The following is a 26,967-nucleotide window of genomic DNA, read 5'->3' as shown; positions in this document are numbered from 1 at the left end:
GTTAGTAGCATCTCCATTTCATACTATGAAATACGGGAAAGCATGGTTTCTAAGTCCTATTTATATAGGTTTTATTGGGAATAGATTGCACGTTTGTTGCGACAAGACTGTCATAAGTGGTACAATTTAAGGATACGAACGCAAGGGAAAGGGGTTCACCGATGCTAGGACTAGTGAAGAAGATTTTTGGTGATTCCAATGAACGGGAGATTAAACGGATGCTCAAGGCCGTTGACTACATCAACGAGCTTGAAGCTGGCATTAAGCCGCTGTCCGATGAAGAGTTAAAAGCGAAAACAATAGAGTTCAGAGAACGCCTTGAGAAAGGCGAAGAACTTGATGATTTATTGCCAGAGGCTTTCGCAGTTGTTAGGGAAGCGGCTTGGCGTGTGCTAGGCAAACGTCATTATGACGTTCAACTCATTGGAGGTATGGTGCTGCATGAAGGCCGTATCGCGGAGATGAGAACAGGGGAAGGGAAAACACTTGTTGGAACACTTCCTGTTTATTTGAATGCCTTGCTAGGTAAAGGTGTACACGTTGTAACCGTCAATGACTATTTGGCACAGCGGGATAGCGGCGAAATGGGACAAATCTATGAGTTCCTCGGCTTAAGCGTTGGGGTTAACTTGCACGACTTGTCTCATGAAGAGAAGCAAGCCGCTTATGCTTGTGATATTACGTATGGTACGAATAACGAATACGGATTTGACTACCTGCGCGACAACATGGTTTTGTACAAAGAGCAGATGGTTCAACGTCCTCTGTACTATGCAGTAATCGATGAGGTCGATTCCATTCTAGTCGATGAGGCGAGAACGCCATTGATTATTTCTGGACAAGCGGCGAAATCGACAGAATTGTATTTTACAGCTGACCGTTTTGTAGCGAAGCTGGAAGTAGAAGAAGATTACACGATCGACATCAAAGTGAAGGCTGTTGCGCTTACTGAAGAAGGTGTGGCGAAGGCGGAGCGTGCGTTTGGTATCGAGAACTTATTCGATCATCAGAACGTAAGCATCAACCACCACATTACACAAGCGCTTAAAGCGCGTTTCATTATGAAACGTGACGTAGATTATGTCGTTCAAGAAGAAGAAGTCATGATCGTTGATGAATTTACAGGTCGTATTATGACAGGCCGTCGCTATAGTGATGGGTTGCACCAAGCCATTGAGGCCAAAGAGCAGCTGAAAGTTCAGAATGAGAGCATGACGCTTGCAACGATTACGTTCCAGAACTATTTCCGTATGTACCGCAAGCTAGCGGGAATGACGGGAACAGCGAAGACGGAAGAAGAAGAGTTGAAGAAAATTTACGGCCTTGAGGTTATTATCGTTCCGACGAACCGTCCAATGATCCGTAAAGATTTACCAGACGTGGTTTATAAGTCAGAGAACGGTAAGTTCAGAGCCGTTGTTGAGCAAATTGTGGAGCGTCACAAGCAGAATCAGCCGGTACTAGTAGGTACAGTATCGATTGAGAACTCTGAGAAACTTTCGGAAATGCTGAAGAAGAAAGGTGTTCAACATAAAGTTTTGAATGCCAAGTATCATGCGGAAGAAGCGGAAATCGTTTCACGTGCAGGCCAACCAGGTTCCGTAACCATTGCAACGAACATGGCGGGCCGTGGTACCGACATTATGCTCGGTCAAGGCGTACACGAAGCAGGCGGCTTGCATATCATAGGTACAGAACGTCATGAGAGCAGACGGATTGATAATCAGCTGCGTGGACGTGCAGGACGTCAAGGCGACCCTGGTTCCTCACAGTTCTACCTCTCCCTAGAGGATGAATTGATGAAACGTTTTGGTGCTGAAAATATTATGGCCATGATGGATCGTCTGGGAATGGAAGAAGATCAGCCAATTGAGAGCAAACTGATCTCCCGTGCCGTTGAATCCGCGCAAAAACGCGTTGAGGGCAACAACTTCGACGTGCGTAAAGTCGTCCTTCAATATGACGATGTCATGAATCAACAACGTGAAATTATATATAAACAGCGCCGCGAGCTGCTGGAGTCCGAGAATATCCGCGAGGTTATTGAAGGAATGATCAGTGCTGTGATCGAGCGTATCGTGAAAGCGCACTGTCCTGAAGAAACGATTCCGGAAGAGTGGGAACTGCAAGAAGTTGCGAACTTTGTGAACAATAACTTGCTTCATGACGATGCTCAAATCACAGATCAAGATCTGTGGGGCAAAGAGCAGGATGAGGTTATTGAGCAAATCAAAGCACTTGTCAGCAAACGTTATGATGAGCGTGAGACGGAAATTGGCGCAGAATTCATGCGTGAATTTGAAAAAGTCGTAGCACTTCGTGCGGTTGATAGCAAATGGATGGATCACATCGACGCGATGGATCAGCTGCGCCAAGGTATCCACCTACGTGCATACGGCGGTACAGATCCACTTCGTGAGTATCAATTCGAAGGCTTCGAGATGTTCCAGGAGATGATCGACAACATCCGTGAAGAAGTCGCGATGTACATCATGAAAGCACACGTACAGAGCAACCTTGAGCGTCAAGCGGTAGCAGAAGGTCAAGCAGTTGACACGAAGAATGAAGCAGGCGGCAAAAAGCCACTCGTACGCGCGGAAGAGCAGCGTATTGGACGCAACGACCCATGTCCATGCGGCAGTGGGAAGAAGTTCAAGCAATGCCATGGGCAAGGCATGTAAGCATTGAAACAACTTGTCTAGGCACATGTAAGCAGAATAAACGAGGTGTAAGACATGCTAGAACCAGAAGTGAAACAAGACTTAAGAGAAACAGCGAAGCGACTAACCGAATTACGGGGGTCTCTTTGACTTAGATCATAAGCTAGAAGCGATCGGGGATTATGAGGAAAAAATGGGAGCGCCGGACTTCTGGGACGATAACGAACGTGCCCAGAAGACCATCGCGGACCTCAACGCCATTAAGAGCGTCGTTGATGAGTTCCATGGCTTCACGAATAGCTTCGATGACCTGCAGGTCATGGTCGAGCTGGAAGAGGAAGAGAGCGATGCTGGCCTCGTCAAAGACATCGAAGTGGGCATCGCGGCTCTCATCAAGAAGCTCGAGTCCTTCGAGCTCGGCTTGCTCCTCAATCAGCCGTATGACCGGCTGAATGCCATTCTCGAGCTGCATCCAGGCGCCGGCGGCACCGAGTCGCAGGACTGGGCAGAGATGCTGCTGCGGATGTACCGCCGCTGGGCGGAGAAGCGGGGCTACAAAGTCGAGGTACTCGACTATTTGCCCGGCGACGAAGCCGGCGTGAAGAGTGTCACGCTGCAGATCACAGGCTTCAACGCCTACGGCTACTTGAAGGCAGAGAAGGGCGTGCATCGGCTAGTTCGGATCTCGCCGTTCGACGCCTCTGGCCGTCGTCACACCTCGTTCGCATCGTGTGACGTGATGCCAGAGATCGAAGACGACACCGAAGTAGGTGAGATCCGCTCCGAGGATCTCAAGATCGATACGTACCGCGCGAGCGGCGCCGGCGGTCAGCACATTAACACCACGGACTCGGCTGTGCGGATTACGCACATTCCGACTGGTGTCGTGGTGAGCTGTCAGCAAGAGCGCTCGCAGATTAAGAACCGCGAGAAAGCGATGAAGATGTTGCGATCCAAGCTCTACGAGCGGAAGATCGAAGAGCAAATGAAGCACCTCGCCGAGATTCGCGGCGAGCAGTCGGATATTGCTTGGGGCAGCCAGATTCGTTCCTATGTTTTCCACCCGTACAGCATGGTGAAGGACCACAGAACCGCTGCAGAGACAGGAAACATTGGAGCCGTCATGGATGGCGATCTCGATACCTTTATCGACGCGTATTTGCGCCATCAAATTCGTAAGCCAGAGTAATCAGGTAAAAAGATAAGCAAGCTGATTTTGTCGGCTGTGCATGTATTGCATCATTAACGTTGATCCTACACCTAATAGGTGTAGGATTTTTCATGTGACGAAGGAGGACCAATTGTGTCCAGAAGAGAACCGCGTATCAAGATAGGAAGTCCTAGCCACACCGCATTCGAATACATACTGCTGATCGTCGGATCGTTAATCATGGCGGCTAGCTTTAACAGCTTTTTAAACCCGAACCAAATCGCAACAGGCGGCGTGTCGGGGATATCTACCATTTTGCAGGAAGTCACCAAAATTAACCCCGCGTACACACAGTGGGCGCTCAATATCCCGATTTTACTATTAGCCATATGGTTACTGGGGAAGAAATTCGGCATTAAAGCCATCGTAGGATCGGTCATTTTCCCATTCTGTGTACTCATCACCAGCCACCTTGGCGTTCCTACACATAATCCACTACTAGCTGCTGTATATGGCGGGATCGGTGTGGGTTTGGGGCTAGGTATCGTGTTCAAAGGACGTGGATCCACAGGCGGGTTGGGCTTGGCTGCTCAAATGCTGCATAAATATTCAGGCTTAAGCCTCGGCTTTTCGGTCGCCATTTTCGACGGACTCGTCATTATTAGCTCAGCGCTAGTGTTTACCCCAGAGAACGCGTTGTACGGGATGATCGGTTTGTATGTCACAACGAAGACCATTGATATCGTACAGATCGGCTTCAACTATGCCAAAGTGGCCTTTATAATTTCAGATCATACGGATGCGATTCGGAAGGCGATTTTGTACGATTTGGATCGCGGCTTAACAGAGCTCAGCGGAGCAGGCGGATACACAGGTGAATCACGAACAGTGATGATGGTCGTCGTGAAACAGAATGAGGTTAGTCGCCTGAAAACACTGGTGCAATCTGTGGACCCGCAAGCTTTTGTGATTTTGAGTGAGACGAATGAAGTGTTGGGAGAAGGATTTAAACACCACGCCTAGTCGAAGGGTGGATAACATCAAGATAAGCCTCTAGTTATGCTCAGGTATCTGCAATCGAATGTGGAGAAGCCGAAGTGTAACGGGGCTTTTTTGTGCTAAATGTGGATAACTTGTTGGCAATCTGTGTATAACCATTAAAATTGTCCACAGCATGTAGGTAATTATGTGAATAACTATCAGTCAATAAACATAATTTGCCTTTTTGCTAGAGAGTTTGGGATAATGGATAGCGTGCAAAGGGATGAGAGGTGGAAGGAAGCTGTGTGAACTGCACAAATTTTCTCATACACGTATTACACGAAAATGATGCATATTGTGCATAAGACTGAATATAGTCAGACTATTCTGTGAATATAAAGGCGGCGAGTTTCGATCCGTAAAACCCTTGAAATACCTTGCTATTAAGCGAAAAATGCGGTAAATCACCAGCAAAAATATTCATTGAATTATTATGTATACGAATGTATAATAATACATATATTTTCGGAACATCGGGAGGTCATGGGACATGGGTCAGAGTATTAGAGCGGCTATTATTGGTGCTACAGGGTATGGTGGTGTGGAAGTGATTCGTCTTTTGCAGGCGCATCCACATGTACATATTACATCCGTTATTTCAACTTCGAATGCAGGAGCGCCACTGGCGGAGCATTTTCCACATTTGCAGGAAATTGTTGTCGATATCCTCGACGTTCTAGATGTCGATCTCATCGCAAGCAAAGCGGACGTTGTGTTCTTGGCCACACCAGCAGGTGTGAGCGCAGGACTTTCGCCGAAGCTGCTTGCAGCGGGCCTGAAGGTCATTGATATTTCAGGGGATTTGAGATTGAAGTCGGCTAGCGACTATGAAAAATGGTACAAAAAACCGGCCGCTTCCGAAGAAGCTTTGGCTCGTTCCATCTATGGCCTTTCCGAAGTGTTCGGCGACGAAGTGAAGGGCAGCGATCTGATCGCGAACCCAGGCTGTTATCCAACAGCGACACTGCTTGGTCTTATTCCTGCGGTTGAAGCGGGATGGATCGATCCAGCGACGATTATTATTGATGCTAAATCGGGTGTTTCCGGTGCAGGTCGCGGTTTGGGCTTAGGCGCACACTACTCCGAAGTGAATGAGAATTTATCGGCTTACAAAATAAATAAACACCAGCACATCCCGGAAATCGAGCAAGCGCTGAGCCGCATTGCGGGGAAACCGGTTGTGACGACGTTCACGACGCACCTTGTGCCGATGACACGCGGAATTATGGCGACGATGTATGCCACGCTAACAGGTGAACATACAGCTGAAGAGTTTATCGAGAAGTACCGCCAGTACTATGAAGGCCGCAAATTCGTGCGGATTCGTCCGCTCGGGAAATATCCTTCAACGAAGGAAGTCGCGGGTTCCAATTACTGCGATATCGGTTTCTCTGTGGATGAGCGCACAGGGCGCGTAACGATCGTTTCCGTCATCGACAATGTCGTGAAGGGCGCGGCAGGTCAAGCGATTCAAAACTTAAATATTATGCAAGGCTGGGACGAAACGACAGGGTTGTTGTTCGCACCGGTATATCCATAACTAGAAGATAAGGATAGGTGAACAGTCGACCATGTCGGACCAAGTTAGCTTTACAGTTGTGCCAGAGGGCACTGTAACAACACCGAAAGGCTTCCGCGCTGGCGGATTGCACTGCGGATTGAAGAAGACGGAGCGCTATGATCTTGGCGCGATCCTTTGTGATGTACCTGCTTCAGCGGCAGGCGTGTACACGCTGAATGCGTTCCAGGCGGCACCGCTGCGCGTGACGCAGGAAAGCATCGCCCACAGCGGCAAGCTGCAGGCGATGATCGTCAACAGTGGCAACGCGAACGCGTGCACTGGGCAGCAAGGCGAAGACGACGCGCGTTCCATGCGCGCGGCAAGTGCGAAGGCACTTGGCGTGGCGGAGCACCACGTCGGCGTGACGAGCACGGGCGTGATCGGCGAGCTTCTGCCGATGGGTAAAGTGCTGAGCGGCATCGAGCAGCTGCCAGCGAAGTTGAAGCTAGACGGCGGCGAGGACTTCTGCCAGTCGATCCTGACGACGGATCTCGTGCAGAAGATGACGTGCGTTCGTGTTGTGGTTGGCGGCAAAGAGGTTCACATTGCCGGAGCGGCTAAGGGTTCGGGGATGATTCACCCGAACATGGCGACAATGCTCGGTTTCATGACAACTGACGTCGCGATTGAGAGCGAATACCTGCAGCTGTTGCTGAGCAGGATTACAGATAACACGTTCAACATGATCACGGTTGACGGGGATACAAGCACCAACGACATGGTCGTGGTGATGGCAAGCGGGCTTGCCGGCGGCGATTCCCTGCATCCGGGGCACCCGGATTGGGATGCTTTCGCGGCTGGGTTCCAGTACGTTGGCGAATACCTCGCCAAAGCGATTGCACGTGACGGCGAGGGCGCGACGAAGCTGATCGAGACGACGGTGATCGGCGCGGAGAGCGACGATGCAGCTCGTAAGATCGTCAAGTCGATCATCGGATCTAGCCTTGTGAAGTCCGCTGTATACGGCGCTGACGCGAACTGGGGCCGGATCATTGCAGCTGTTGGTTACTCTGGGCAGCCAGTAAACGTGAACACGGTCGATATTCGCCTAGGCGATATCGCGGTGCTTACGCAATCGCGTCCTGTGAAGTTCGACGAGGAAGCAGCGCTTGTGTATTTGAAAACAGATACGATTCAAATTCATGTGAATTTACATATGGGCGAAGGCAAAGCAACGGGTTGGGGCTGCGATTTGACCTATGATTATGTGCGCATTAATGCGGCATATCGGACGTAAGCACATGCTTACGAAGCTAGTTTTGCTAGGCAAAACTTTTAGGGGGAAGAGCAGTGAAGAACAATTGCTTTGTCATGAAATGCGGAGGTAGCACGCTTGCGGCGCTGCCTAGTAGTTTTTTTGAAGATATGCGTCAGCTTCAGAAAGAGGGTATCGTCACGGTTATCGTGCATGGCGGCGGACCTGCGATCTCGGATACGCTCGGCAAGCTGGGCATTGAGTCCGGCTTTGTCAACGGGTTACGCGTGACCAATGAAGCAGTACTGGACGTAGTTGAAATGGTCCTATCCGGTCAGATTAACAAAGAAATCGTACGCCGTATCCAACTAACGGGTGCAAAAGCGCTTGGATTGTCCGGTGTGGATGGACATTTGATCGAAGCGCGGCCTGTTGCGAACAGCCATGAAGTTGGTTTAGTCGGCGATGTAACGAAAGTGAACGCTGAGCTGATCCAAGGGATCGTGGGCATGGGCTACATTCCCGTTATTGCACCAGTTGGTCTGGGCGCAGATGGCGGTCAACGTTATAACATCAATGCCGATACGGCGGCGGGTGCAGTGGCTTCCCACCTCGGTGTGGAACAAATGGTCGTCGTAACGGATGTGCCTGGCATTATGAAAGTCGTGGATGGCGAGAAGCAAGTGCTTCCTGTTGTCAGCGTAGCGCAAATCGAAGAAATGATCACAAGTGGAGACATCTATGGCGGCATGATCCCGAAGGTTCGTGCAGCGATTGCTTGTATACAAGGGCAAGTGCAAGAAGTAGTTATCGTGAACGGCTCGGAACCTAACGTACTAAGCAAAGTATTGAAGGGCGAAGGCATCGGCACGCGCATTGTACGGTAATTCAATAACCCATAAGGAGGGAATGTACATGACAGAACAAGGAAAAAGCTCGTTATTTCCAACCTACACCAGATATCCAATTACGCTAGTGAAAGGTGAAGGCAGCCGACTATGGGATGACACAGGCAAAGAATACATCGATATGATGAGCGGAATCGCCGTTGCAGCTCTTGGGCATGCACCACAAGCGGTGAAAGAGAAATTGATCGAACAGTTGGATCAGCTGTGGCATGTGGGCAATCTATTTCATATTCCGAATCAGGAAAAGTTGGCTGGTTTATTGACAGACAATAGCTGTGCGGATGCTGTGTTTTTCTGTTCCACAGGAGCGGAGGCGAATGAGGCAGCGATCAAAATCGCACGTCGTTACTCGCAAAAGGTGCTGAACAATGGGAAATACGAGATCATTACGTTCAACATGTCTTTCCATGGGCGTACACTAGCTACATTAACAGCGACCGGTCAGGATAAAGTAAAGGAAGGCTTTCTTCCGCTTCCAGAAGGCTTTGTCTATGCGAACTACAATGATATTGAATCAGTTCGTAGTCTTGTAAACGATCGTACGTGCGCAGTAATGCTGGAATTCGTACAAGGGGAAGGCGGCGTATTGCCGGCTGATCCGGAGTTCGTGAAGCAGTTGGCTGAGCTGTGCAAAGAGCATAACCTGCTTCTGATTGCAGATGAAATCCAGACGGGCGTAGGACGTACAGGTAAGCTTTTTGCCTATGAGCATTATGGGGTAGAGCCGGACATTTTCACATTGGCCAAAGGTCTTGGCGGTGGATTCCCGATTGGTGCCATGTTGGCTAAAGGGTACTTGGCGGAAGCGTTCAGCGCAGGCAGTCACGGTTCTACATTCGGTGGCACACCGATTGCGACAGCAGCAGCTCATGCGACGTTAAGCACCATCCTCGACAATCAATTGTCAGAACGTGCAGCTCAGTTAGGCGAATACACAGTGAAGCAGCTGGAGAGCAAGCTGGCGGGCAACCCGTTAGTGAAAAGCATTCGTGGTATTGGACTTTTGATTGGTATTGAATGTGCACAGCCAGCGGGCGAAATCATTAGCGAAATTCACAAGCAAGGTGTATTGGTAATTCCAGCAGGTCCTAACGTGATTCGTTTGGTGCCAGCGTTAACGATACCACAAGCAGATTTAGATCAAGCGTTAGAAGTCGTGTGCGGTGTCCTCTCCCAGAAGGCATCCACCATCAGCGGCGTATAACCGGAGTTTATCGAAGAAAGGTCGGATTACATGAATAGCTTGGTCAAGGAAGAATTGGCTGCCCAGTTGAAGGGCAAAGATTTTCTTGCTTTGGTTGATTATACAGCGGAAGAATTGGAATATTTGATTCAGTATGCGATTGAATTGAAACGTAAGCAGAAGGCAAGAGAGCCGCATGCCGTACTAGCGGGTAAAACGCTGGGCATGATTTTTGAGAAGTCCTCCACGCGTACGCGTGTTTCCTTTGAAGTGGGGATGTACCAACTGGGAGGCCAAGCGCTTTTCCTAAGCAAAAATGATCTGCAGCTGGGCCGCGGAGAGACGGTATGGGATACCGCTCAAACGTTGTCCCGTTACTTGGACGGCATCATGATTCGTACGTACGAGCACCGCAAGGTGATCGATTTGGCTCGTGGCGCAACAGTGCCTGTCATTAACGGTTTAACAGACCATGCACACCCTTGCCAAGTGATGGCGGATTATCAGACGGTTTTGGAGAAAAAAGGCCGCTTGAAAGGCATCAAAGTTGCCTATATCGGCGATGGCAACAACATGGTGCACTCCCTGATGATGGGAGCTAGCAAGTTAGGCATGGATTTCGCCATTGCTTCACCAGAAGGCTATGATGCGGATAAAGAAGTGATTCGCCAGTCCAAGGAAAATGCAGCTGAAACAGGCGGAAGCCTGCTCGTTACGCGCGATCCGCGCGAAGCGGTTGAGAATGCTGACATCATCTACACGGATGTTTGGGCGAGCATGGGTCAAGAAGCCGAGCAGCAGGAGCGCGAAATCGCGTTCAAAAACTATCAAGTTAACGAGGCTTTGGTGAAATATGCGAAGCAGGATTACCTGTTCATGCACTGCTTGCCTGCCCACCGCGGGGAAGAAGTGAGCGAAGGCGTCATCGACGGCGCGCATTCCATTATTTTCGACCAAGCAGAGAATCGTCTTCATGCGCAAAAGGCTATTATGGCCGCGACAATGATATAAATTTTAAATGAGAGAGTAGAAACGGAGCGAAAAAGAGACATGGCTAAGGAAAAAATCGTACTCGCCTATTCAGGCGGTTTGGATACATCAGTTATCCTCAAATGGTTAAAAGAAACTTACGACGCAGAAATCATTGCTTTCACAGCGGATATCGGTCAAAAGGATGAGCTTGACGGTTTGGAAGAAAAAGCACTTGCAACCGGCGCATCCAAAATCTACATCGACGATCTTCGCGCGGAGTTCGCGAAAGATTTCATCAACCCGATGTTCCAAGCGGCTGCTCTTTATGAAGGGCAATACTTGCTTGGCACGAGCATCGCGCGTCCTTTGATCGCGAAGCGTATGGTTGAAATCGCGCGCGCTGAAGGCGCAACGGCGATTGCTCACGGCGCAACAGGCAAAGGTAACGACCAAGTACGCTTCGAGCTTACGGCAGCAGCGCTAGCGCCTGAGATTTCTGTGATCGCACCTTGGCGTTTGGAAGAGTTCCGCGAGCAGTTCCCGGGCCGCGCAGAGATGATCGCTTATGCGGAGAAGCACAACATTCCGGTAACGGCATCCGCTGCGAAGCCTTATTCGACAGACCGCAACTTGCTGCACATCTCCTTCGAGAGCGGCATGTTGGAAGATCCGTGGTTCGATCCATCAGCAACATCGAACAAAGATATGTTCGTGCTGAGCGTAGATCCTGAGGATGCACCGGACCAAGCGGAATACATTGAGCTTGAGTTCGCTGCTGGTGATTGCGTAGCGATCAATGGAACGCAGCTTTCCCCACTAGAAGTGATGGAAACGTTGAACGAACTAGGCGGCAAACACGGCATTGGCCGTGTGGACATGGTTGAGAACCGTTTCGTCGGCATGAAGAGCCGCGGCGTGTACGAGACTCCGGGCGGTACGATTCTTTTCACTGCTCACCGCAAAATGGAATCCCTCACGATGGACCGCGACGTTATGCACCTTCGTGATTCCCTAATTTCGAAATATGCATCTCTTGTATATAATGGCTTCTGGTTCGCGCCTGAGCGTTTAGCGATTCAAGCGCTTGTGTCCGAGAGCCAAAAGAACGTATCCGGTACAGTTCGTTTGAAATTATACAAAGGTAACGTAATCGGAGCTGGCGTGAAAAGCCCAGTTTCCCTTTACAACCCGGATATCGCGACAATGGAAGCTGATCCTACGAAAGCTTACGATCAAGGCGATGCAACTGGCTTTATCCGCTTGAATGCGCTGCGCTTAAAAGTAGGTTCCGGCGTGGAACAAAACGCGAAGAAATAAGAGCTTAAACACTGGCTTTCCCTCGAGGAAAGCCTTTGGGCTATTCAGAGCGGCGCGAAGGTGTGCCGTAAGAAATTCGGAAAAATGAGAGGGGTCATACACGGTGTCAAAGCTTTGGGGTGGACGTTTCACGAAGCAAACCGACCAATTGGTCGAAGAATATACGGCTTCGATTACATTTGATAAAGAGCTTGCTGAGGAAGATATCGAAGGCAGCTTGGCGCATGTGACGATGCTGGGCAAATGCGGCATCTTGCCTGCAGAAGACGTAGAGAAAATCAAAGACGGCTTGCTGCAAGTGCAGGGCATGATTCGCCGTGGCGAGCTGGAGTACACGATTCAGAATGAAGATATTCATATGAATGTCGAAAAAGCCTTGATCGACCTGATCGGTCCTGTCGGCGGTAAGCTGCACACGGGCCGCAGCCGTAACGATCAGGTGGCTACGGACATGCATCTCTACCTGCGCAAGCGCGTGGTGGAGTTCGTTGGCTTGCTGATCAAGCTGCAGGAAGCTTTGCTTGAGAAAGCGAAGGCTAATCTGGATACGATTATCCCAGGTTATACGCATCTGCAGCGTGCGCAGCCGATCTTGTTCGCACACCATCTGATGGCCTACGTCAGTATGTTCCAGCGTGACCTTGAGCGCTTGCAGGACAGCTACAAGCGTGTAGACATGCTGCCGCTCGGCGCTGGCGCGCTCGCGGGCACGACCTTCCCGATCGACCGCCATTTTGTGGCGGAGCAGCTCGGGTTCGGACGCGTGTACGAGAACTCCCTGGATGCGGTCAGCGACCGCGATTTCATCCTGGAGTTCCTTTCTAACGCGTCCATGATCATGATGCACCTTTCTCGCTTCAGCGAGGAAATGGTGCTCTGGTCTTCGACCGAGTTCGCGTTCATCGAACTCGATGATGCGTTCTGCACCGGCAGCTCAATCATGCCGCAGAAGAAGAACCCGGACGTAGCGGAGCTTGTCCGTGGCAAAACAGGCCGCGTCTATGGCAACTTGTTCGGTCTGATGACCGTGCTCAAGTCGCTGCCGCTGGCGTACAACAAGGACATGCAGGAAGACAAAGAAGGCATGTTCGATACAGTTCGTACCCTGCAAGGGGCACTGCAATTGTTTGCACCGATGGTGTCAACAATGAAGGTGAATACGGATCGTATGCGCCAAGCTGTGAATCAAGACTTCTCCAACGCGACAGATATCGCGGATTACTTGGTTAACAAGGGTCTGCCATTCCGTCAAGCGCACGAAGTGATCGGCAAAACCGTTCTGTACTGTATCCAAAACAAAAAATACTTGCTAGATATGAGCATCGAGGAGTTCAAAACGTTCTCCCAGCTATTCGAGTCCGATATTTATGCGGTCCTTCAACCAGAGCAAGTCGTCAACGCGCGTAATGTTTACGGCGGTACGGCGAGCAATCAAGTGAGCGAGGCCATTGGTCGCGCAGAGCAAGTGCTGGCGGAGTCGCAGGCGTGGTTGCATGACTTTTTAGAGAAAAGCAAATAAGTTTCGCTAATAAAAAAGCTCTTCCCGTCATCCTTGTAGGATGTTCGAGAAGAGCTTTTTGCATTGCCTAGCGACCTTTAACCTCAATGTAACCTGTATCCGTGCGAACCGTAACCTTTTTACTGCCATTACCGATCGTACCTTTTACCTTATTGTGGTCTGTTCGTTGAACCGTTACGCCTGGCAAATTGAGATTCGCACTACCCGTGTCTGCACTTAGATCAAAGCTGGCATCCGTAGGTGTGGGGTCAACCTTCAGGCGTACAGATCCCGTGTCGGTTTCCATGGAAACCGTATCACCCAGTTCTCGAAGCGCTGCATTAATCGTCCCCGTATCAGTTCTGAGCTTCACATTACCCTGACCGTCATTCAGATGGATACTGCCTGTATCAGTTTGCAGATTAATATTTTTCCCTTCGTATCGGTCAACGGTAATAATACCAGTATCTGTACTCGCGGTTAGCTTCTCTGCTTTGACTTCCTCAAAGGAGATGCTGCCTGTATCCGTGCTCACCGTAATCGCTTTGTACATTTTATCAGGAAGGCTCACTTCTGTCCGTAAACGAAGGCGTTGACCGCTAAATAAGCTTTTAAATTCAGTGAGATCAAATCCGAAGTCGATATGGGCTTTTTTATTCGTACATACATCAACTCGCCATGTATTCGAGCCTTCTGTTGTGGCTTCTACGGTGCAATTCTGTGCATTTTGGGAACGCGCAGCACCTACTAAACGAACGCTAATCTCATCCGAATTGGTAGGCACGAAAGTGATGCCTGTGATGTTATCATTAATAATGAGCGTGTCGATATTGGCTGCGGCGATTTTCTTCTCAACATCAATCGTTGACACGCCAGTTTCAAAATCTAAAGACTGGAAGGATACAGCTGCTCCAATCAGGCCTACTGCAAGGCAGACAAAGCCAGTCGTTAAGAAAAATTTTACATTACGTTGCATGGCTTAAACCCCCTTAATCAGTTTCGCGTTGAATTGGATGTACTTCCAGCTAAGCTTGAAGAACTGCTTGAGCATCCACGTGCTAAGTGTAGTGATGATGATGCCTAAGCCGAAGCAGGCGAGCAAGCTGAATGAAATGAATTGGAAGTCACTGCCCGTGGTTCCCGCTAAGCTGGTGAGCACGCCGATGACAGGTGCGACCAACAGGGCAAAGCCCGAAGCAAACAGCGCGATCAACGCTGCGCACACCCCAAACCAAGGACCAACGACGAACATGAGATTAAAGAAACCGAGCATAATCGAGATAATGATCGCTTTAATTCCCGTTTCTGGCTTAGCTGCCTGGTAAGGAGGTGGGTAAGGCGTGTTATACACAGGCGGATAATTGGTTTGCGGTGGTGTATAAGCAGGAGGCTCCCATGGCTCATGTGCTTGTACAGGGATTTTAGGTGCGATGACCGGTTCAGGTTGCTTGATGTATGGGTTAGCTGTTTCTTCCTGCTCTTCAGTTCCATAAGGAATTTCTTCCGCTTTGGTCAAATCAACTTCAAACGTACTCGCTGAACGCTCTTGTACGGGAGGAGCCTCTTTCTGCGCATCCCAATTCGGTACGCGCGGATAACCGAGAGACTGTGAAACCTCGTCTTCGTGCTTGCCATTTTCAACGGCTTTTTGGAATAACTCTTCGTATACTTTTAATATATTTTGGCGCTCCTTCTCAGGAAGACCGCGCAGGCGATAGTTTAATTCTTTGAAATAATCTACTTTGCTCATCGTTATGCCTCCTTCAATCCTCTTTCGTTAGTCTTATCATAAAAGAAAAAAGTCATAATGACGTAGTAACTACAGTCACATGACCTTCATGATTTCATCACATTTATTGTTTATCATTGGATAGCGAGTGTACTCACGCCATCTTCCACCATTGGCTGTTTTGGGGCAGGATCTTCCGATTGGATGTCTTTGCGGTTGGCCGCGATGACGGTAGGTACGGCTGAATACTGATCTTTGGAGATCAACTCTTTGCTGACGATTGTCCCGTTTTCTCGTTTGGTCCGATACGTTTCAACCTTATAGCCGGGCTTCCCTATGCTGATTGGACGTTCTAAGCCAGGACGTAAGCTTGGATTGTTCACATATTTGATCGAGGGCTGAATCGTTTCCACAACCTTCGAATCAATGTCATAGCTGATATTGGGCGTCTGGTGGCCGAAAAGCTTCACAGTAACCGCCGAATCCGTGGTTAGAGTGCGAATCCACACATAGCTATTCGTATTGTTTCGAAATTTGAAGTTAATATAGCCGTTTGCAAATGTAGCATCCTGCCCGAGAGGGACGTAGTTGACAGGGAGTGAATGATTGCGTCGCTCCACAATTTCGAGACCGCTGCGCAAGACGGCATTGTACAGTGTCGAGGATACTTGGCATATACCGCCGCCGATCCCTGGAACTAAGCTGCCATTGAGGATGACCGGTGCTTCCTTGTAGCCGAATTTGGCTTCTGTCTGTGCGATGATTTTGCTGTAATCAAACGTATCGCCTGGCGCCATCAAGTAATCTTGAATGGACGTAGCGGTTGCCTGTATATTATGAACCCGCCCTGCTCCTGACGTAGGAAAGACGGTTGTGAATTCGGATATTTTGCCATCAATGCCTTGCTGCTTCAAGGTTGCCAGCGTGACAGAGGGGCTCAGCTCGTACGTCGGTAAAGACAGCCCAAGTGGTGCTGTATGCGTTAAGGTGCCTAGGCTGGGGGCGATGCTTTGGAGCTGCTCTTGCAAGTGCGCGGTATCAATGCGTAACACATTTCGCTCGGGTTCGTAAGCAACTTGATCTTGAGGTTTGAGGAGACGCTTGGCGGCAACAGGTTGTTTGTTATAGAGATCCTTCCATGTCGCCTTGACCGTCGCTGTAAGTTGATTGGAGTCGACCGAGACATTCAACGGAATTTTCGCATTCCGCAGGGTCCAGCGCGCTTTGGCCCGCTTGAAAGGTGAGCCGCTCGTTAATTGCTGGAGGGATTGGGTGAGTACGCTTTTGTCATAACGAATGCCTAGTTGTTCTAGGGGCAGCTCTTTCGCTGGAATATCCGGGTAGGACGTGTGTAGAAGTACGGGGAAGGATGCCAGTCGCTTCAAGCGCTGCTCGTACTCGGATTGAAAAGTTTCATAGGACATTCCGCCTACGCGCCAGCCAGCAATCGTGACATTCTTGGAAAAGGTGGATTGAGATCCATATATATAGAGCGCAATGCCGCACGGGACTAGCAAGCCAAGAGCGACCGAGAAATAGAGGATGGGGTTTCTGAATGAGCGTGTCATGAAGAGCCACTCCTTTACATACGAATGTGATACGGCCTGTCTCTCTATATGTATCAATCTCAGTACCAATTTAGTACATAATCCTGATTCGGCTAAAATATGTACAAACCATGGTATAATGACGGTATTCCACATGATTTTCGAGAGGATTTAGAAGGATTTTCACCTTTTGTGTCGAATGGATATAGGCTATCTATATAATTAGGATGTGATATTGTGATCGAAATGCAGGACGTATGGAAAACATACGCCAACGGGACTCATGCATTAAGAGGCGTTAATGTAAAAGTGGACCGCAATGAATTTGTGTATGTGGTTGGCCCTTCAGGCGCAGGTAAATCTACTTTCATGAAGTTGATGTATAGAGAAGAAAGACCAACGAAAGGTCAAATTTTCGTTAATGGTTTCAATTTAGAAAAGCTTAAACAACGTAAAATTCCTTATGTGCGTCGTAATATCGGCGTAATTTTCCAAGACTATCGTTTACTTCCGAAATTATCTATTTTTGAAAATATTGCGTTCGCCATGGAAGTTATTGAGGCACCTAAGAAACAAATCAAGAAACGCACCATGGAGGTTCTGGAGCTTGTTAAGCTAAAGGACAAAGCAAACTCACTCCCATCGCAGTTATCAGGCGGTGAGCAGCAGCGTGTTGCCATTGCCCGGGCAATAATTAACAGCCCATCCGTCATTATCGCCGATGAACCGACAGGAAATTTGGACCCGGAAACGTCGTGGGGCATTATGAAGCTGATGGAAGAAATTAATTTCCGCGGAACCACGATTGTCATGGCTACGCACAACAAAGAGATCGTAAACACGATGCGCAAGCGCGTCATTGCGATTGAAAACGGCCTTATTGCTCGCGATCAAGCACGGGGGGAATATGGCTATGAAGATTAGTACAGCTTCTCGACATCTGCGAGAGGGTACGAAAAATGTCGTACGGAATGGTTGGATGACGTTCGCGTCGATAAGCTCCATTGCGATATCTCTGTTTATACTTGGTGTTTTTGTCCTAATTACGTTAAATGTAAATGATGTAGCTACTCAAATTGAGCAACAAGTCGAGATCAATGTGTACCTCGAGGTTAATACCCCGCAGGATCAAGTCACTCTGCTCCAAACGCAAATCCAGGCGATCCCTGAAGTGAAAACGATTAAGTTCGTTTCCAAGGAAGAGGGACTAGTCTACTTGCGCGAAAAGCTCGGCGATAGCGGGAAAGCACTCTTGGACGGTTTCGAGGGAGATAACAATCCGCTGAATGATGCGTTCACGATTGAAGTGGACGAACCGCGCAATGTCGCAAATGTGGCCGACCAAATCTCTGCGCTGAACATCGGCAAGGATCCTAAGCCTATTTACAAAGTTAATTATGGTAAAGGAACGGTCGAAGCCTTATTCAAAGTAACAAAGATTGCGCGTTGGATCGGGATTGGCATCGTTGTACTGCTTTCCTTTACAGCGGTATTCCTGATTGCGAATACGATCAAAGTGACGATTTTGTCTAGACAGCGGGAAATTTCAATTATGAAGCTTGTGGGTGCGACGAATTCCTTTATTCGTTGGCCGTTTTTCATAGAAGGCGCGTTGCTTGGTTTGATTGGATCGGCAGTCCCAACAGCCCTTATTCTTGGAGGATATTGGAAGCTACTCAACCTAAGCTCATTGAATTTAAATTTGTTGATGATTAAATTAACACCTTTCGAGAATATTGCGCCAACGATGACTGTGCTTCTTATTGGCTTAGGTATCGTGATTGGGGTATGGGGTTCCCTCATCTCTGTAAGAAAATTCCTCCGCGTATAGCGGAAAGCTTGAATGAAACTGGGGCAGAGTGTTCCTCTGGCCTCCTTTTTCATCTAAATATAAGACTTTATTAGTTTCACTTACTAAAATGTCTTATATTTCTTGATAAACGCTACCGTCCTCGAAGGGACGGCGTAGCCGTTTATTTTGTTTCTTTCGTTTTTTCATTTTCAAAGATTCATAGACTCCTAGAAATATAGTTTCCTAGACTCAGAACGTAATTGATTCAAACCATACATGCCGCATTAAACGCTTGAAAATGGGGAGGCTACGTGCTTGAAGAAGAAGATTCTACCTGTCGTGTTGACAATAGGAATGGCCATATCGCTTACCATACCGCATGCAGCGAGCTATGCCGCTTCGGCAACGGAGAAGATCGATCAGCAGTTGACACAGCTCAAGAAGCAGAAGGCGGAAGCGCAGCAGAAGGCGAATAACGCCCAGAATCAAATCACGAAAGTCCAGTCAGAGAAGGACCAAACGACGAAGGATATGAATGCGCTGGTCAATCAAGTCAATGAAGCCAGCAAAAAACTGACACAGTTGAACGAGCAAATTGACCAAGTGTCGGTGGCGTTAGAAACGAGCGCTAAGCAATTGGATGAAGCCGAGGCACGCGTAGAAAGCCGCGATAATATGCTGAAATCCCGCGTTCGTTTGATGTATATGAACGGTTTTGTTTCGTATATGGACGTCGTGCTGAGCGCAACGAGCTTCTCTGATTTCTTGAATCGGGTCGAGGCTTTGAAAGCGATTGTCAATCAAGATAAAGAAATACTAGAGTCCAATTTGAAAGATAAAGAGACTGTAGCGAAGAAAAAGGTAGACACCGAGAAGCAGCTTGAGAACGTAAAGGTGCTGTATGCGGAAGCGGATGCGCTGCGAGATGATTTGCAAGCGAAGGAAAAGGCGAAGGAAGTGAAGATTGCCTCGCTTTCCAAGCAAGAGAAAGAACTGGAAGAGATTTCAGAAGAAAGCGACCGAATGATCACACAGCTGGCGAAGCAAGAAGCGGATTTGCAAGCGAAGAAGCGGGCTGCAGCGAATGTGAAGTCTCCTTTTACCTACTCGGGTGGAAAGCTTGGATATCCGTTGGCGGTAGCAGCGCCAATCACATCTGATTTTATTGGGCGGATTAATCCTGTTACAGGGCGAGCCGAGAACCATAAAGGCATTGACTTAGGGACCGCGAAAGGTACCCCAATTCTGGCTGCTGAGAACGGTTCTGTCATTTATGCCTCATGGATGAACGGCTACGGGAATTGCGTCATTGTGGATCATGGAAATGGACTCTGGACGTTATACGGGCACATTATGAACGAAGGTATCTATGTTAAAGTCGGGGATGTTGTTAAGCGCGGTCAGAAAATTGCTGGTGTAGGTTCCACGGGACAGTCTACAGGCAATCACTTACATTTTGAAGTTAGGAAAAATGAAGTGCCCACCGATCCTAAACCGTACCTGAGATAGATTGAGGTTTTTTCATAAATATGGAGGGGCTTGTCATATACTATAAACAAGCCTCTCAAATTGGTTTTTGGATAAAGGATGTGAATCGTCTTGCAGTTTAAAGGTCGCACGGTCATTGTATTTGTTTTGTTAGCCATGTTTGCTAGCAGTATTGTAACGCTAACGCTTGTCGATTCATCCTTTACTTGGGGACAAAAGGAGCAGCCAACCGGCGGTAACGCAGCCTCGGTATCGGCTTCGTCCGGACTTTCAAGCAAGGATTTAAACAAAATCGCAACGACGTTTCAGCTGATTGAGAGCAAGTATTTGAAGCAGCCTGATCATGATCAACTCGTGAATGGCGCTATTAATGGCATGTTGGAATCATTGGAAGATCCTTTTTCCGTTTATATGGATCAGAAGGAAGCCAAGCAATTCGATGAGAGTATAACGTCTTCTTTCCAAGGCATCGGGGCTGAGGTGTCGCTGGAGGATGGCAAATTCGTGATCGTTTCCCCAATCAAGGGCTCACCTGCAGAAAAAGCGGGTATTCAATCCAAAGACGTCGTACTCGCTGTGAACGGCGATAAATTGGACGGGCTTACGTTGAATCAAGCGGTCATGAAAATTCGCGGTCCGAAGGGAACGCAAGCTAAGCTGGACTTATTGCGCCAAGGAACTGGAGATCCGGTACAAGTCATCGTGGTGAGAGACAATATCGATGTTGAAACGGTCTACGGTGAAATGATGCAGGATCAGATTGGTAAAATCGAGATTCGTCAGTTCTCCTCGAACACGGCGGTACGTTTTGCAGAGGAACTGAAAAATCTGGAGTCCAAAGGGATGAAGGGGCTTGTCATCGATGTTCGAAATGATCCAGGCGGTCTATTGAACGTCGTTGTTGATATCGTGAATCCATTCGTGAAGAGTGGAGCATCTATCCTTCAAGTGGAAAATCGCGACGGTAAGCGAGAGCCAACGCCTTCCACAGGGAAAGGCAAAAATTACCCAGTTACCGTGTTAATCAATAAAGGAAGCGCGAGTGCATCGGAGATTTTAGCAGGCGCGTTCCAAGAAGCGGTAGGCAGTAAAATTGTTGGGGAAACGTCCTATGGAAAAGGGACGGTTCAAGTGACGTTCGAGAAGGAAATGGGCGACGGCAGCAATATCAAGATGACCGTGTACAAATGGCTGACGCCAAATGGCAACTGGATTCACAAAAAAGGGATTACGCCGGATATCCCGATCGAGCAGCCTGCCTACTTCAAGGCAGCGCCGCTTACGAAGAAAGAAGTGCTTAAGCAAGATAACAATAGCGATGATGTGAAGAATTTGCAGTTGATGCTTGCTGGCATTGGTTTCAATCCAGAGCGGACAGATGGCTATTACAGCGAAAAAACGGTCCTAGCCGTCAAAGCGTTCCAACGGACGAATGATTTGCCGGTGACTGGTGAGGTCGATGCGGATACAGCGGCCAAAATCGAAAAAGCGATTTTAGCGCAAATTCGCGATCCGAAGAATGACTCGCAATTGAAAGCAGCGGTCTTTCAAATTCAGAAGCAGCTCGGGAAATAATGACCGTTAGTTAATGGAAATTGTTCAGAGCGGCAGGAAATAAGCAAGAACAGTCGAAATACTGTAGGAAGGTTGCTGAGGCGGCCTTCCTATTTCTTTTAACCGAGGAGCCTAGATTCGTATGGATGTGTGGTTTCAAATCGCGGATAGAATGCTGCTGGCTGTAGGGCAGTTGTTTATGAATCCTTTTTACTATATAGGTATTGTCTTTATTGTTTTACATTATAGAAAGCAAATTCAACTGGAGCGGAAGCTGTTTCACACACGACTTCATTCCTTGTTGAACGAAACTTGGCGTGTTGTTCTCTGGGGCTTGATAGGCGGCCTGGGGGCTTCGATTCTGCTTCTTTTCGTCGGGGTAAACATCGAGCTGAATGTAGTGTTCGTACTTTGGATTATTACAGTTGTTTTGATGATATTCCGGATCCGATTCTTGTGCCTAGCTTATGCAGTAGGGATTTTAGGAATTGCACAGGTGGTCTTCTCTTGGTTTCCTAATGCAGAGAGTCTACGCGAGTCGTATACTCTGCTCGAGACCATTGCGAGTGCGGATATACCATCTTTGTTAGTGATTGTCGGCGTGCTTCATCTCTTAGAGGGCGTACTTGTCGGGTTTCAAGGTGCGCGAATGGCAACTCCGCTGTTCCTGGAAGGAAAGCGTGGGCAAATGATTGGCGGGCAGCAACTGCAAGGGTTCTGGCCTGTTCCATTGTTTCTCTTAGTGCCGATGGCTGGCGGGAGCGAACTGGGCTTGCCATGGCTAACGTTGTTTGATGCCAACTTGAGTGCTGGCTGGACGATGCTCGCATTCCCTGCGATGATTGGGTTCACCGAGTTGACGATTTCCAAGTTGCCGCAAAAACAGGCTCGTTCTAGCGCGAAGCTGCTTTACCTGTACGGACTTATCTTGCTAGGTGCGGCAGTTGCTGCACACTACTGGACGCCGCTAGTGCTGCTAGGCGCGATTTTCAGCATTCTTTTGCATGAAGGGCTGCTGTACTATAACCAATGGGTAGAAGGCAAGCAGACGCCTTTCTACATCCACTCGGAGCGTGGACTTATGGTGCTCTCTGTAGTTCCAAATAGTCCTGCTGAGGAGCTAGGCGTTGGGATCGGGGAGATCATTCATAAGGTCAACGGGTTCAAAATTAAGACGAAGACAGATTTGCACGCGGCTATGGGGATCAACTCCGCCTTCTGTCGTCTGGAGATTCTGAATGATCAAGGCGAAGTGCGCTTCCTGAAGCGAGGTATTTTTGCCGGTGACCATCATCAATTAGGCATTATTCTGGCGCCGGATCAAGACGTGCTGTACTTCTTAGAACAGCGTCCGATGCATCTATTCAACTATATGCGAAGCAAATTGACAGGCTTATTGCCTAATAATTCGACGAAGTCCATGTAGATCAAAGTAAAAAGCCCTACCTCCACTGGTGCAGTGGAAGTAGGGCTTTTATTTTTATTGAGCCGGCGCTGTCGGAGCAATATCGTTGCGCAGCACAATGATTTCAACGCGGCGATTTTTACTGCGATTGGCATCGCTGGAGTTAGCCACTTTGGGCATCGTGTCCGCATAGGCAGTAGCAATGAACTTGTTATCGTCCAGATTCGCCGTGTCGCTGAAATAGCGAAGTACGGAGAGGGAGCGGGCAAATGAGAGCCCCCAGTTATCCTTAAATGGAGATCCTGGTGCAAGCGGCAAATCATCGGTATGCCCTTCAATACTTACCTTACTCTTTAAGGTAGGGAAGAGCGAAGCGAGTTTTTGCAAAATCGGGAAGGATGGCGCCTTCAGATCGGCTTTTCCCAAATCGAACAGGAATAAGTCGTTGAGCGTGATCGCCACTCCGCGTTCCGTATCGCTGGCGGATACTAGCGCCTCTAAATTTTGATCCTTAATATAGGCTTGTACTTGCTTCAGAAGATCCTGAAGTTCTTTCTCACGCTTTTCTTTCTCACTGTCTTCAGGCTTTGTCTTGTCATGCTCTTCTTTCTGCTCGTCTTGATTCTTCTGGGTGTAATCCTTGTCCTTACTGTCCGCATCCCCTTGTTTCGGGGTCATTGAGCCGCTGATGCCATGGTTTTTATCCAAGATGGAGTCAGCTTTTTGGAACTGGAGGTTTAAGGCTTGCGCCAAAACGGCATACTTTTGAACATCCACTTTACTCATCGCATACATAATAATGAAAAATACAAGCAACAGTGTAATTAAGTCAGCGTAAGTAATAAGCCATCTTTCATGATTAACATGTTCTTCGTGCTTCTTACCGCGCCTCGGCATTCATGTCATCCTCCTCTACAGCTTTTTTCACTGATTTATCGTGGAGGAAGGAATTCAGTTTTTTCTTGATGAGCTGCGGGTTCTCACCAGCTTGCAGGGCAAGGATGCCCTCAAGCATTAACTCCATTTCGCTAACCATTTCGGTTCCGCGGACTTTGATTTTATTGGCGATTGGCAAATAAACTAAGTTGGCGCTCATAACACCATAGAGAGTAGCTGTGAAAGCAACAGCAATCGCAGGACCGAGAGTGGAAGGGTTTTCCAAGTTCCCAAGAACGTGAATAAGTCCCATTACCGTACCGATAATTCCCATCGTTGGCGCATATCCGCCTCCGGCTTCGAATACTTTTGCCATATTGTTAACTTGATGTTCGATGGCGTCCATTTCGAGTTCTAGAATTTGTCTAGTTAGCTCTGGATCGGTTCCGTCTACCACCATAAGCAAGCCGTCTTTCAAGAACGGGTTCTCGTGCTCCTGAGCTCGTTGCTCTAGGGCAAGTACACCTTCTCTGCGCGCGATAGAGGCCATATCAACAATTTCGTTAATCGTTGCTGCAGGGTCTCGTTTGACTTGCTTGAAGGCAATGCCGAGTGCTTGGGGGATTTTGGCTAAAATAGAACCAGGGAAGCTGATGGCGACTGCACCGAAGGTTCCGCCGAACACGATGAGCATGGCGCTGGGGATGATCAAGGAGTTGATATGACCACCATCCCACACATACCCGCCAATTAAACCTACAAGACCTAATAGTAATCCTAATACCGTTGTCAAATCCATGACTGTACCACTCCTAATTAGCATAAAAAGAATAGGGTCCAAAACACGTCAAAGCCGCCTTGTGTAAGGCTCCAACAGATAAAGCTGTTTGCATCCATGATTTAAAAATAGTATAATGGAAAAACGAGAACAAACATTCTTATGTTGGATAGTTTTTGCAATCCTTCATATATGTACGACAAAGTTCCATAGACTTCTATATCGGAATGTCGAATGGGAAAGTTTATAGGATAAAAGTTCGATTTATTTCGACAATGAGGGTGATAATGGATGAGTGAACTCGTCATGAGCTCTAAGAAATTTGAGCTTGTATCAGATTTTCTTCCGCAAGGGGACCAGCCTCAAGCTATTGAGGAGATCGTCCAGAGCATACAAGCCGGCAACAAACATCAAACGCTGCTCGGTGCAACGGGAACAGGGAAAACGTTCACTGCTGCGCAAGTCATAGCGAAACTTAACAGACCAACCTTGATTATTGCCCACAATAAAACTTTGGCCGCACAGCTGTGCAGTGAATTCAAAGAGTTTTTTCCTCATAATGCGGTATCCTACTTCGTTAGTTACTATGATTACTACCAGCCAGAAGCCTACATTGCCTCCTCCGACACGTACATCGAGAAAGATTCCAGCATCAATGAAGAGATCGATAAGCTTCGTCACTCAGCGACAAGCTCCTTATTTGAGCGCCGTGACGTCATTGTTGTAGCCAGTGTGTCGTGTATTTACGGCTTGGGGTCACCAATGGAGTACGGTAACTTGCTGTTATCGTTACGGGTAGGCATGGAGAAGTCGCGGACTGAAATCTTGCATCGATTGGTGGATATTCAATATCAGCGCAATGATCTTAACTTTGTTCGTGGTACGTTCCGTGTGCGTGGGGATGTTGTAGAGATTTTTCCAGCCTCACACAGTGAACATGCGGTGCGCGTAGAATTATTTGGCGATGAAATTGAGCGTATTACAGAGATCAATGTCTTAACGGGTGAAATTATTGGCCAGCGTGATCATATCGCGATTTTCCCAGCGTCTCACTTCGTGACAGGCGAGGAGACGATGAAACGCGCGCTCGTGAACATTGGCCGGGAGTTAGAAGAACGGCTGGATGAGCTTAAGGCGCAAGGTAAGCTTCTCGAAGCACAGCGCTTGGAGCAGCGTACACGCTACGACATGGAAATGATGGAAGAGATGGGCTTCTGCTCAGGGATCGAGAATTACTCGGGGCCGCTGACATTCCGTGAGCGCGGAGCAACTCCGTATACGCTGCTGGACTATTTCCCAGAAGACATGTTGTTTATGGTGGATGAGTCCCACGTGACATTGCCGCAAATTCGCGCGATGTTTAACGGGGATAAAGCACGGAAAGATGTATTGGTTGAACACGGCTTCAGGCTGCCTTCCGCTTTGGATAATCGTCCGTTGCGTTTCGAGGAATTTGAGGAAAAGGTCAGTCAGATTTTATATATATCAGCAACGCCAGGGCCCTATGAATTGGAGCATACTCCGAGAATGATTCAACAAATTATTCGGCCAACAGGGCTGTTGGATCCGATCATTGAAGTTCGACCAACCAAAGGTCAAATCGATGATCTGATTGCAGAAATTCAAGACCGTGTTCGCAAAGACGAGCGGGTGCTTGTGACGACGTTGACGAAGAAGATGTCGGAGGATTTAACCGACTATTTCAAGGAAATTGGCATTAAGGTGCGGTATTTGCACTCGGATATTAAAACTTTTGAGCGGATGCAGATTTTGCGCGATTTACGTTTAGGCACTTTTCATGTGCTTATTGGGATCAACTTGCTCAGAGAAGGTCTCGATTTACCAGAGGTTTCACTTGTCGCTATCTTGGATGCGGATAAGGAAGGCTTCTTGCGTTCCGAGCGTTCGTTGATTCAAACGATCGGCCGTGCAGCGCGGAACTCCGATGGACGCGTCATCATGTACGGGGATAAGATCACCGATTCGATGGAGAAAGCGATATCGGAGACGAATCGTCGTAGAGCCCTGCAAGAAGCCAACAATGAGAGACTGGGGATCACGCCGCAAACGATTGCTAAGAAAATCCGCGATGTGATTGAAGCAACTAAGGTTGCAGAACAGAAGTCTGACTATCTTGCTGATGTGAAGGGTGCTAAGATGTCCAAGAAAGATCGAGCATCCCTCATTGAGCGCTTAGAAGTTGAGATGAAAGAAGCGGCGAAGAATCTGCAGTTCGAACGAGCAGCGCAACTGCGTGACGCCATCATGGAAATGAAAGCCGACGCCTAGAAGAGTCGTTAGCTTCACATAGGA

21 protein-coding genes are annotated in these 26,967 nt (G+C 48.3%); 16 read left to right on the top strand and 5 right to left on the bottom strand.

Annotated elements, in window-relative coordinates; genetic code table 11:
- The first annotated feature begins 161 nt into the window (after positions 1-161).
- From secA to argH, 10 genes are all read left to right on the top strand, one after another.
- Positions 162-2,681 carry a preprotein translocase subunit SecA gene (secA, locus tag AC58UX_RS27650; RefSeq protein ID WP_497258964.1) on the top strand — a complete coding sequence of 840 codons (2,520 nt, stop codon included), beginning with the start codon at positions 162-164 and terminating at the stop codon, positions 2,679-2,681.
- Between the two features lie 54 nt (positions 2,682-2,735).
- Positions 2,736-3,849, top strand: a protein-coding gene (gene prfB / locus AC58UX_RS27645; protein ID WP_497258759.1) for a peptide chain release factor 2 whose coding sequence is annotated in 2 segments (ribosomal slippage) — positions 2,736-2,807 and positions 2,809-3,849 — 1,113 coding nt in all. Because the reading frame shifts where the segments join, the coding sequence is not laid out codon by codon here.
- Between the two features lie 111 nt (positions 3,850-3,960).
- The gene (locus tag AC58UX_RS27640; protein WP_497258962.1) at positions 3,961-4,833 is read left to right on the top strand and encodes a YitT family protein; all 873 of its coding nucleotides are present in this window, start codon (positions 3,961-3,963) and stop codon (positions 4,831-4,833) included.
- Positions 4,834-5,341: 508 nt separating this feature from the next.
- Complete coding sequence (argC, locus tag AC58UX_RS27635) at positions 5,342-6,391, top strand: N-acetyl-gamma-glutamyl-phosphate reductase (protein ID WP_497258757.1); 1,050 nt, start codon at positions 5,342-5,344, stop codon at positions 6,389-6,391.
- A 31-nt stretch (positions 6,392-6,422) separates the two neighbouring features.
- The gene (gene argJ / locus AC58UX_RS27630; protein ID WP_497258755.1) at positions 6,423-7,649 is read left to right on the top strand and encodes a bifunctional glutamate N-acetyltransferase/amino-acid acetyltransferase ArgJ; all 1,227 of its coding nucleotides are present in this window, start codon (positions 6,423-6,425) and stop codon (positions 7,647-7,649) included.
- Between the two features lie 74 nt (positions 7,650-7,723).
- A complete protein-coding gene (argB, locus tag AC58UX_RS27625; protein WP_497258960.1) occupies positions 7,724-8,494 on the top strand; it encodes an acetylglutamate kinase in 771 nt (256 codons plus the stop codon).
- 28 nt (positions 8,495-8,522) lie between these two features.
- Positions 8,523-9,719: an acetylornithine transaminase gene (argD, locus tag AC58UX_RS27620; RefSeq protein WP_497258753.1), complete on the top strand. Its 1,197-nt coding sequence runs from the start codon at positions 8,523-8,525 to the stop codon at positions 9,717-9,719.
- A 30-nt stretch (positions 9,720-9,749) separates the two neighbouring features.
- Positions 9,750-10,709: an ornithine carbamoyltransferase gene (gene argF, locus AC58UX_RS27615; RefSeq protein ID WP_497258751.1), complete on the top strand. Its 960-nt coding sequence runs from the start codon at positions 9,750-9,752 to the stop codon at positions 10,707-10,709.
- 39 nt (positions 10,710-10,748) lie between these two features.
- Positions 10,749-11,987, top strand: a complete 1,239-nt coding sequence (locus AC58UX_RS27610; RefSeq protein WP_057312757.1) for an argininosuccinate synthase — start codon at positions 10,749-10,751, stop codon at positions 11,985-11,987.
- Positions 11,988-12,090: 103 nt separating this feature from the next.
- On the top strand, positions 12,091-13,506 hold the full coding sequence (argH, locus tag AC58UX_RS27605) for an argininosuccinate lyase (RefSeq protein WP_497258749.1): 1,416 nt from the start codon (positions 12,091-12,093) through the stop codon (positions 13,504-13,506).
- Positions 13,507-13,573: 67 nt separating this feature from the next.
- On the opposite strand, the gene AC58UX_RS27600 is transcribed toward argH, so the two are convergent.
- The 3 genes from AC58UX_RS27600 to AC58UX_RS27590 all read right to left on the bottom strand — a co-directional run bounded on the left by AC58UX_RS27600 (position 13,574) and on the right by AC58UX_RS27590 (position 16,782).
- Positions 13,574-14,461 (bottom strand): DUF4097 family beta strand repeat-containing protein, encoded by an 888-nt coding sequence (locus tag AC58UX_RS27600; protein WP_497258747.1) that lies wholly within the window; start codon positions 14,459-14,461, stop codon positions 13,574-13,576.
- Positions 14,462-14,464: 3 nt separating this feature from the next.
- On the bottom strand, positions 14,465-15,235 hold the full coding sequence (locus AC58UX_RS27595) for a DUF1700 domain-containing protein (protein ID WP_497258745.1): 771 nt from the start codon (positions 15,233-15,235) through the stop codon (positions 14,465-14,467).
- A gap of 113 nt (positions 15,236-15,348) precedes the next feature.
- On the bottom strand, positions 15,349-16,782 hold the full coding sequence (locus tag AC58UX_RS27590) for a VanW family protein (RefSeq protein ID WP_497258743.1): 1,434 nt from the start codon (positions 16,780-16,782) through the stop codon (positions 15,349-15,351).
- A 216-nt stretch (positions 16,783-16,998) separates the two neighbouring features.
- On the opposite strand from AC58UX_RS27590, the gene ftsE reads away from it, so the two are divergent.
- From ftsE to AC58UX_RS27565, 5 genes are all read left to right on the top strand, one after another.
- Complete coding sequence (ftsE, locus tag AC58UX_RS27585; RefSeq protein WP_497258741.1) at positions 16,999-17,685, top strand: cell division ATP-binding protein FtsE; 687 nt, start codon at positions 16,999-17,001, stop codon at positions 17,683-17,685.
- Entirely contained in the window at positions 17,675-18,592 is a 918-nt protein-coding gene (gene ftsX / locus AC58UX_RS27580) for a permease-like cell division protein FtsX (protein ID WP_497258739.1), read from the top strand. Before ftsE ends, ftsX begins: the two co-directional genes overlap by 11 nt.
- 276 nt (positions 18,593-18,868) lie before the next feature.
- Positions 18,869-20,062 carry a murein hydrolase activator EnvC family protein gene (locus tag AC58UX_RS27575; protein WP_497258737.1) on the top strand — a complete coding sequence of 398 codons (1,194 nt, stop codon included), beginning with the start codon at positions 18,869-18,871 and terminating at the stop codon, positions 20,060-20,062.
- 90 nt (positions 20,063-20,152) lie between these two features.
- A complete protein-coding gene (locus AC58UX_RS27570) occupies positions 20,153-21,616 on the top strand; it encodes a S41 family peptidase (RefSeq protein ID WP_497258735.1) in 1,464 nt (487 codons plus the stop codon).
- 121 nt (positions 21,617-21,737) lie between these two features.
- Positions 21,738-23,021 carry a serine protease gene (locus tag AC58UX_RS27565; protein ID WP_497258733.1) on the top strand — a complete coding sequence of 428 codons (1,284 nt, stop codon included), beginning with the start codon at positions 21,738-21,740 and terminating at the stop codon, positions 23,019-23,021.
- 54 nt (positions 23,022-23,075) lie between these two features.
- Here AC58UX_RS27565 and AC58UX_RS27560 read toward each other — a convergent pair whose 3' ends face one another.
- Positions 23,076-23,897 carry a flagellar motor protein MotB gene (locus AC58UX_RS27560; RefSeq protein WP_497258731.1) on the bottom strand — a complete coding sequence of 274 codons (822 nt, stop codon included), beginning with the start codon at positions 23,895-23,897 and terminating at the stop codon, positions 23,076-23,078.
- Positions 23,881-24,675, bottom strand: a complete 795-nt coding sequence (locus AC58UX_RS27555; RefSeq protein ID WP_497258729.1) for a flagellar motor protein — start codon at positions 24,673-24,675, stop codon at positions 23,881-23,883. Before AC58UX_RS27555 ends, AC58UX_RS27560 begins: the two co-directional genes overlap by 17 nt.
- A gap of 270 nt (positions 24,676-24,945) precedes the next feature.
- Here AC58UX_RS27555 and uvrB point away from each other — a divergent pair, with 270 nt between their 5' ends.
- Positions 24,946-26,943: an excinuclease ABC subunit UvrB gene (uvrB, locus tag AC58UX_RS27550; RefSeq protein WP_497258727.1), complete on the top strand. Its 1,998-nt coding sequence runs from the start codon at positions 24,946-24,948 to the stop codon at positions 26,941-26,943.
- Positions 26,944-26,967: the final 24 nt, after the last annotated feature.

It is taken from the genome of Paenibacillus sp. J22P90 (genome assembly GCF_059692195.1).
The sequence above is the reverse complement of the archived record's forward strand: the minus strand, read 5'-3'. Positions and strand labels throughout refer to the sequence as shown.

Bases quoted from the DNA above. Each gene is read 5' to 3' on its own strand.
- secA (WP_497258964.1), top strand. From the start codon at position 162: ATGCTAGGACTAGTGAAGAAGATTTTTGGTGATTCCAATGAACGGGAG.
- argC (WP_497258757.1), top strand. From the start codon at position 5,342: ATGGGTCAGAGTATTAGAGCGGCTATTATTGGTGCTACAGGGTATGGT.
- argJ (WP_497258755.1), top strand. From the start codon at position 6,423: ATGTCGGACCAAGTTAGCTTTACAGTTGTGCCAGAGGGCACTGTAACA.
- argB (WP_497258960.1), top strand. From the start codon at position 7,724: ATGAAATGCGGAGGTAGCACGCTTGCGGCGCTGCCTAGTAGTTTTTTT.
- argD (WP_497258753.1), top strand. From the start codon at position 8,523: ATGACAGAACAAGGAAAAAGCTCGTTATTTCCAACCTACACCAGATAT.
- argF (WP_497258751.1), top strand. From the start codon at position 9,750: ATGAATAGCTTGGTCAAGGAAGAATTGGCTGCCCAGTTGAAGGGCAAA.
- AC58UX_RS27610 (WP_057312757.1), top strand. From the start codon at position 10,749: ATGGCTAAGGAAAAAATCGTACTCGCCTATTCAGGCGGTTTGGATACA.
- AC58UX_RS27600 (WP_497258747.1), bottom strand. From the start codon at position 14,461: ATGCAACGTAATGTAAAATTTTTCTTAACGACTGGCTTTGTCTGCCTT.
- AC58UX_RS27595 (WP_497258745.1), bottom strand. From the start codon at position 15,235: ATGAGCAAAGTAGATTATTTCAAAGAATTAAACTATCGCCTGCGCGGT.
- AC58UX_RS27590 (WP_497258743.1), bottom strand. From the start codon at position 16,782: ATGACACGCTCATTCAGAAACCCCATCCTCTATTTCTCGGTCGCTCTT.
- ftsX (WP_497258739.1), top strand. From the start codon at position 17,675: ATGAAGATTAGTACAGCTTCTCGACATCTGCGAGAGGGTACGAAAAAT.
- AC58UX_RS27565 (WP_497258733.1), top strand. From the start codon at position 21,738: ATGGATGTGTGGTTTCAAATCGCGGATAGAATGCTGCTGGCTGTAGGG.
- AC58UX_RS27560 (WP_497258731.1), bottom strand. From the start codon at position 23,897: ATGCCGAGGCGCGGTAAGAAGCACGAAGAACATGTTAATCATGAAAGA.
- AC58UX_RS27555 (WP_497258729.1), bottom strand. From the start codon at position 24,675: ATGGATTTGACAACGGTATTAGGATTACTATTAGGTCTTGTAGGTTTA.
- uvrB (WP_497258727.1), top strand. From the start codon at position 24,946: ATGAGTGAACTCGTCATGAGCTCTAAGAAATTTGAGCTTGTATCAGAT.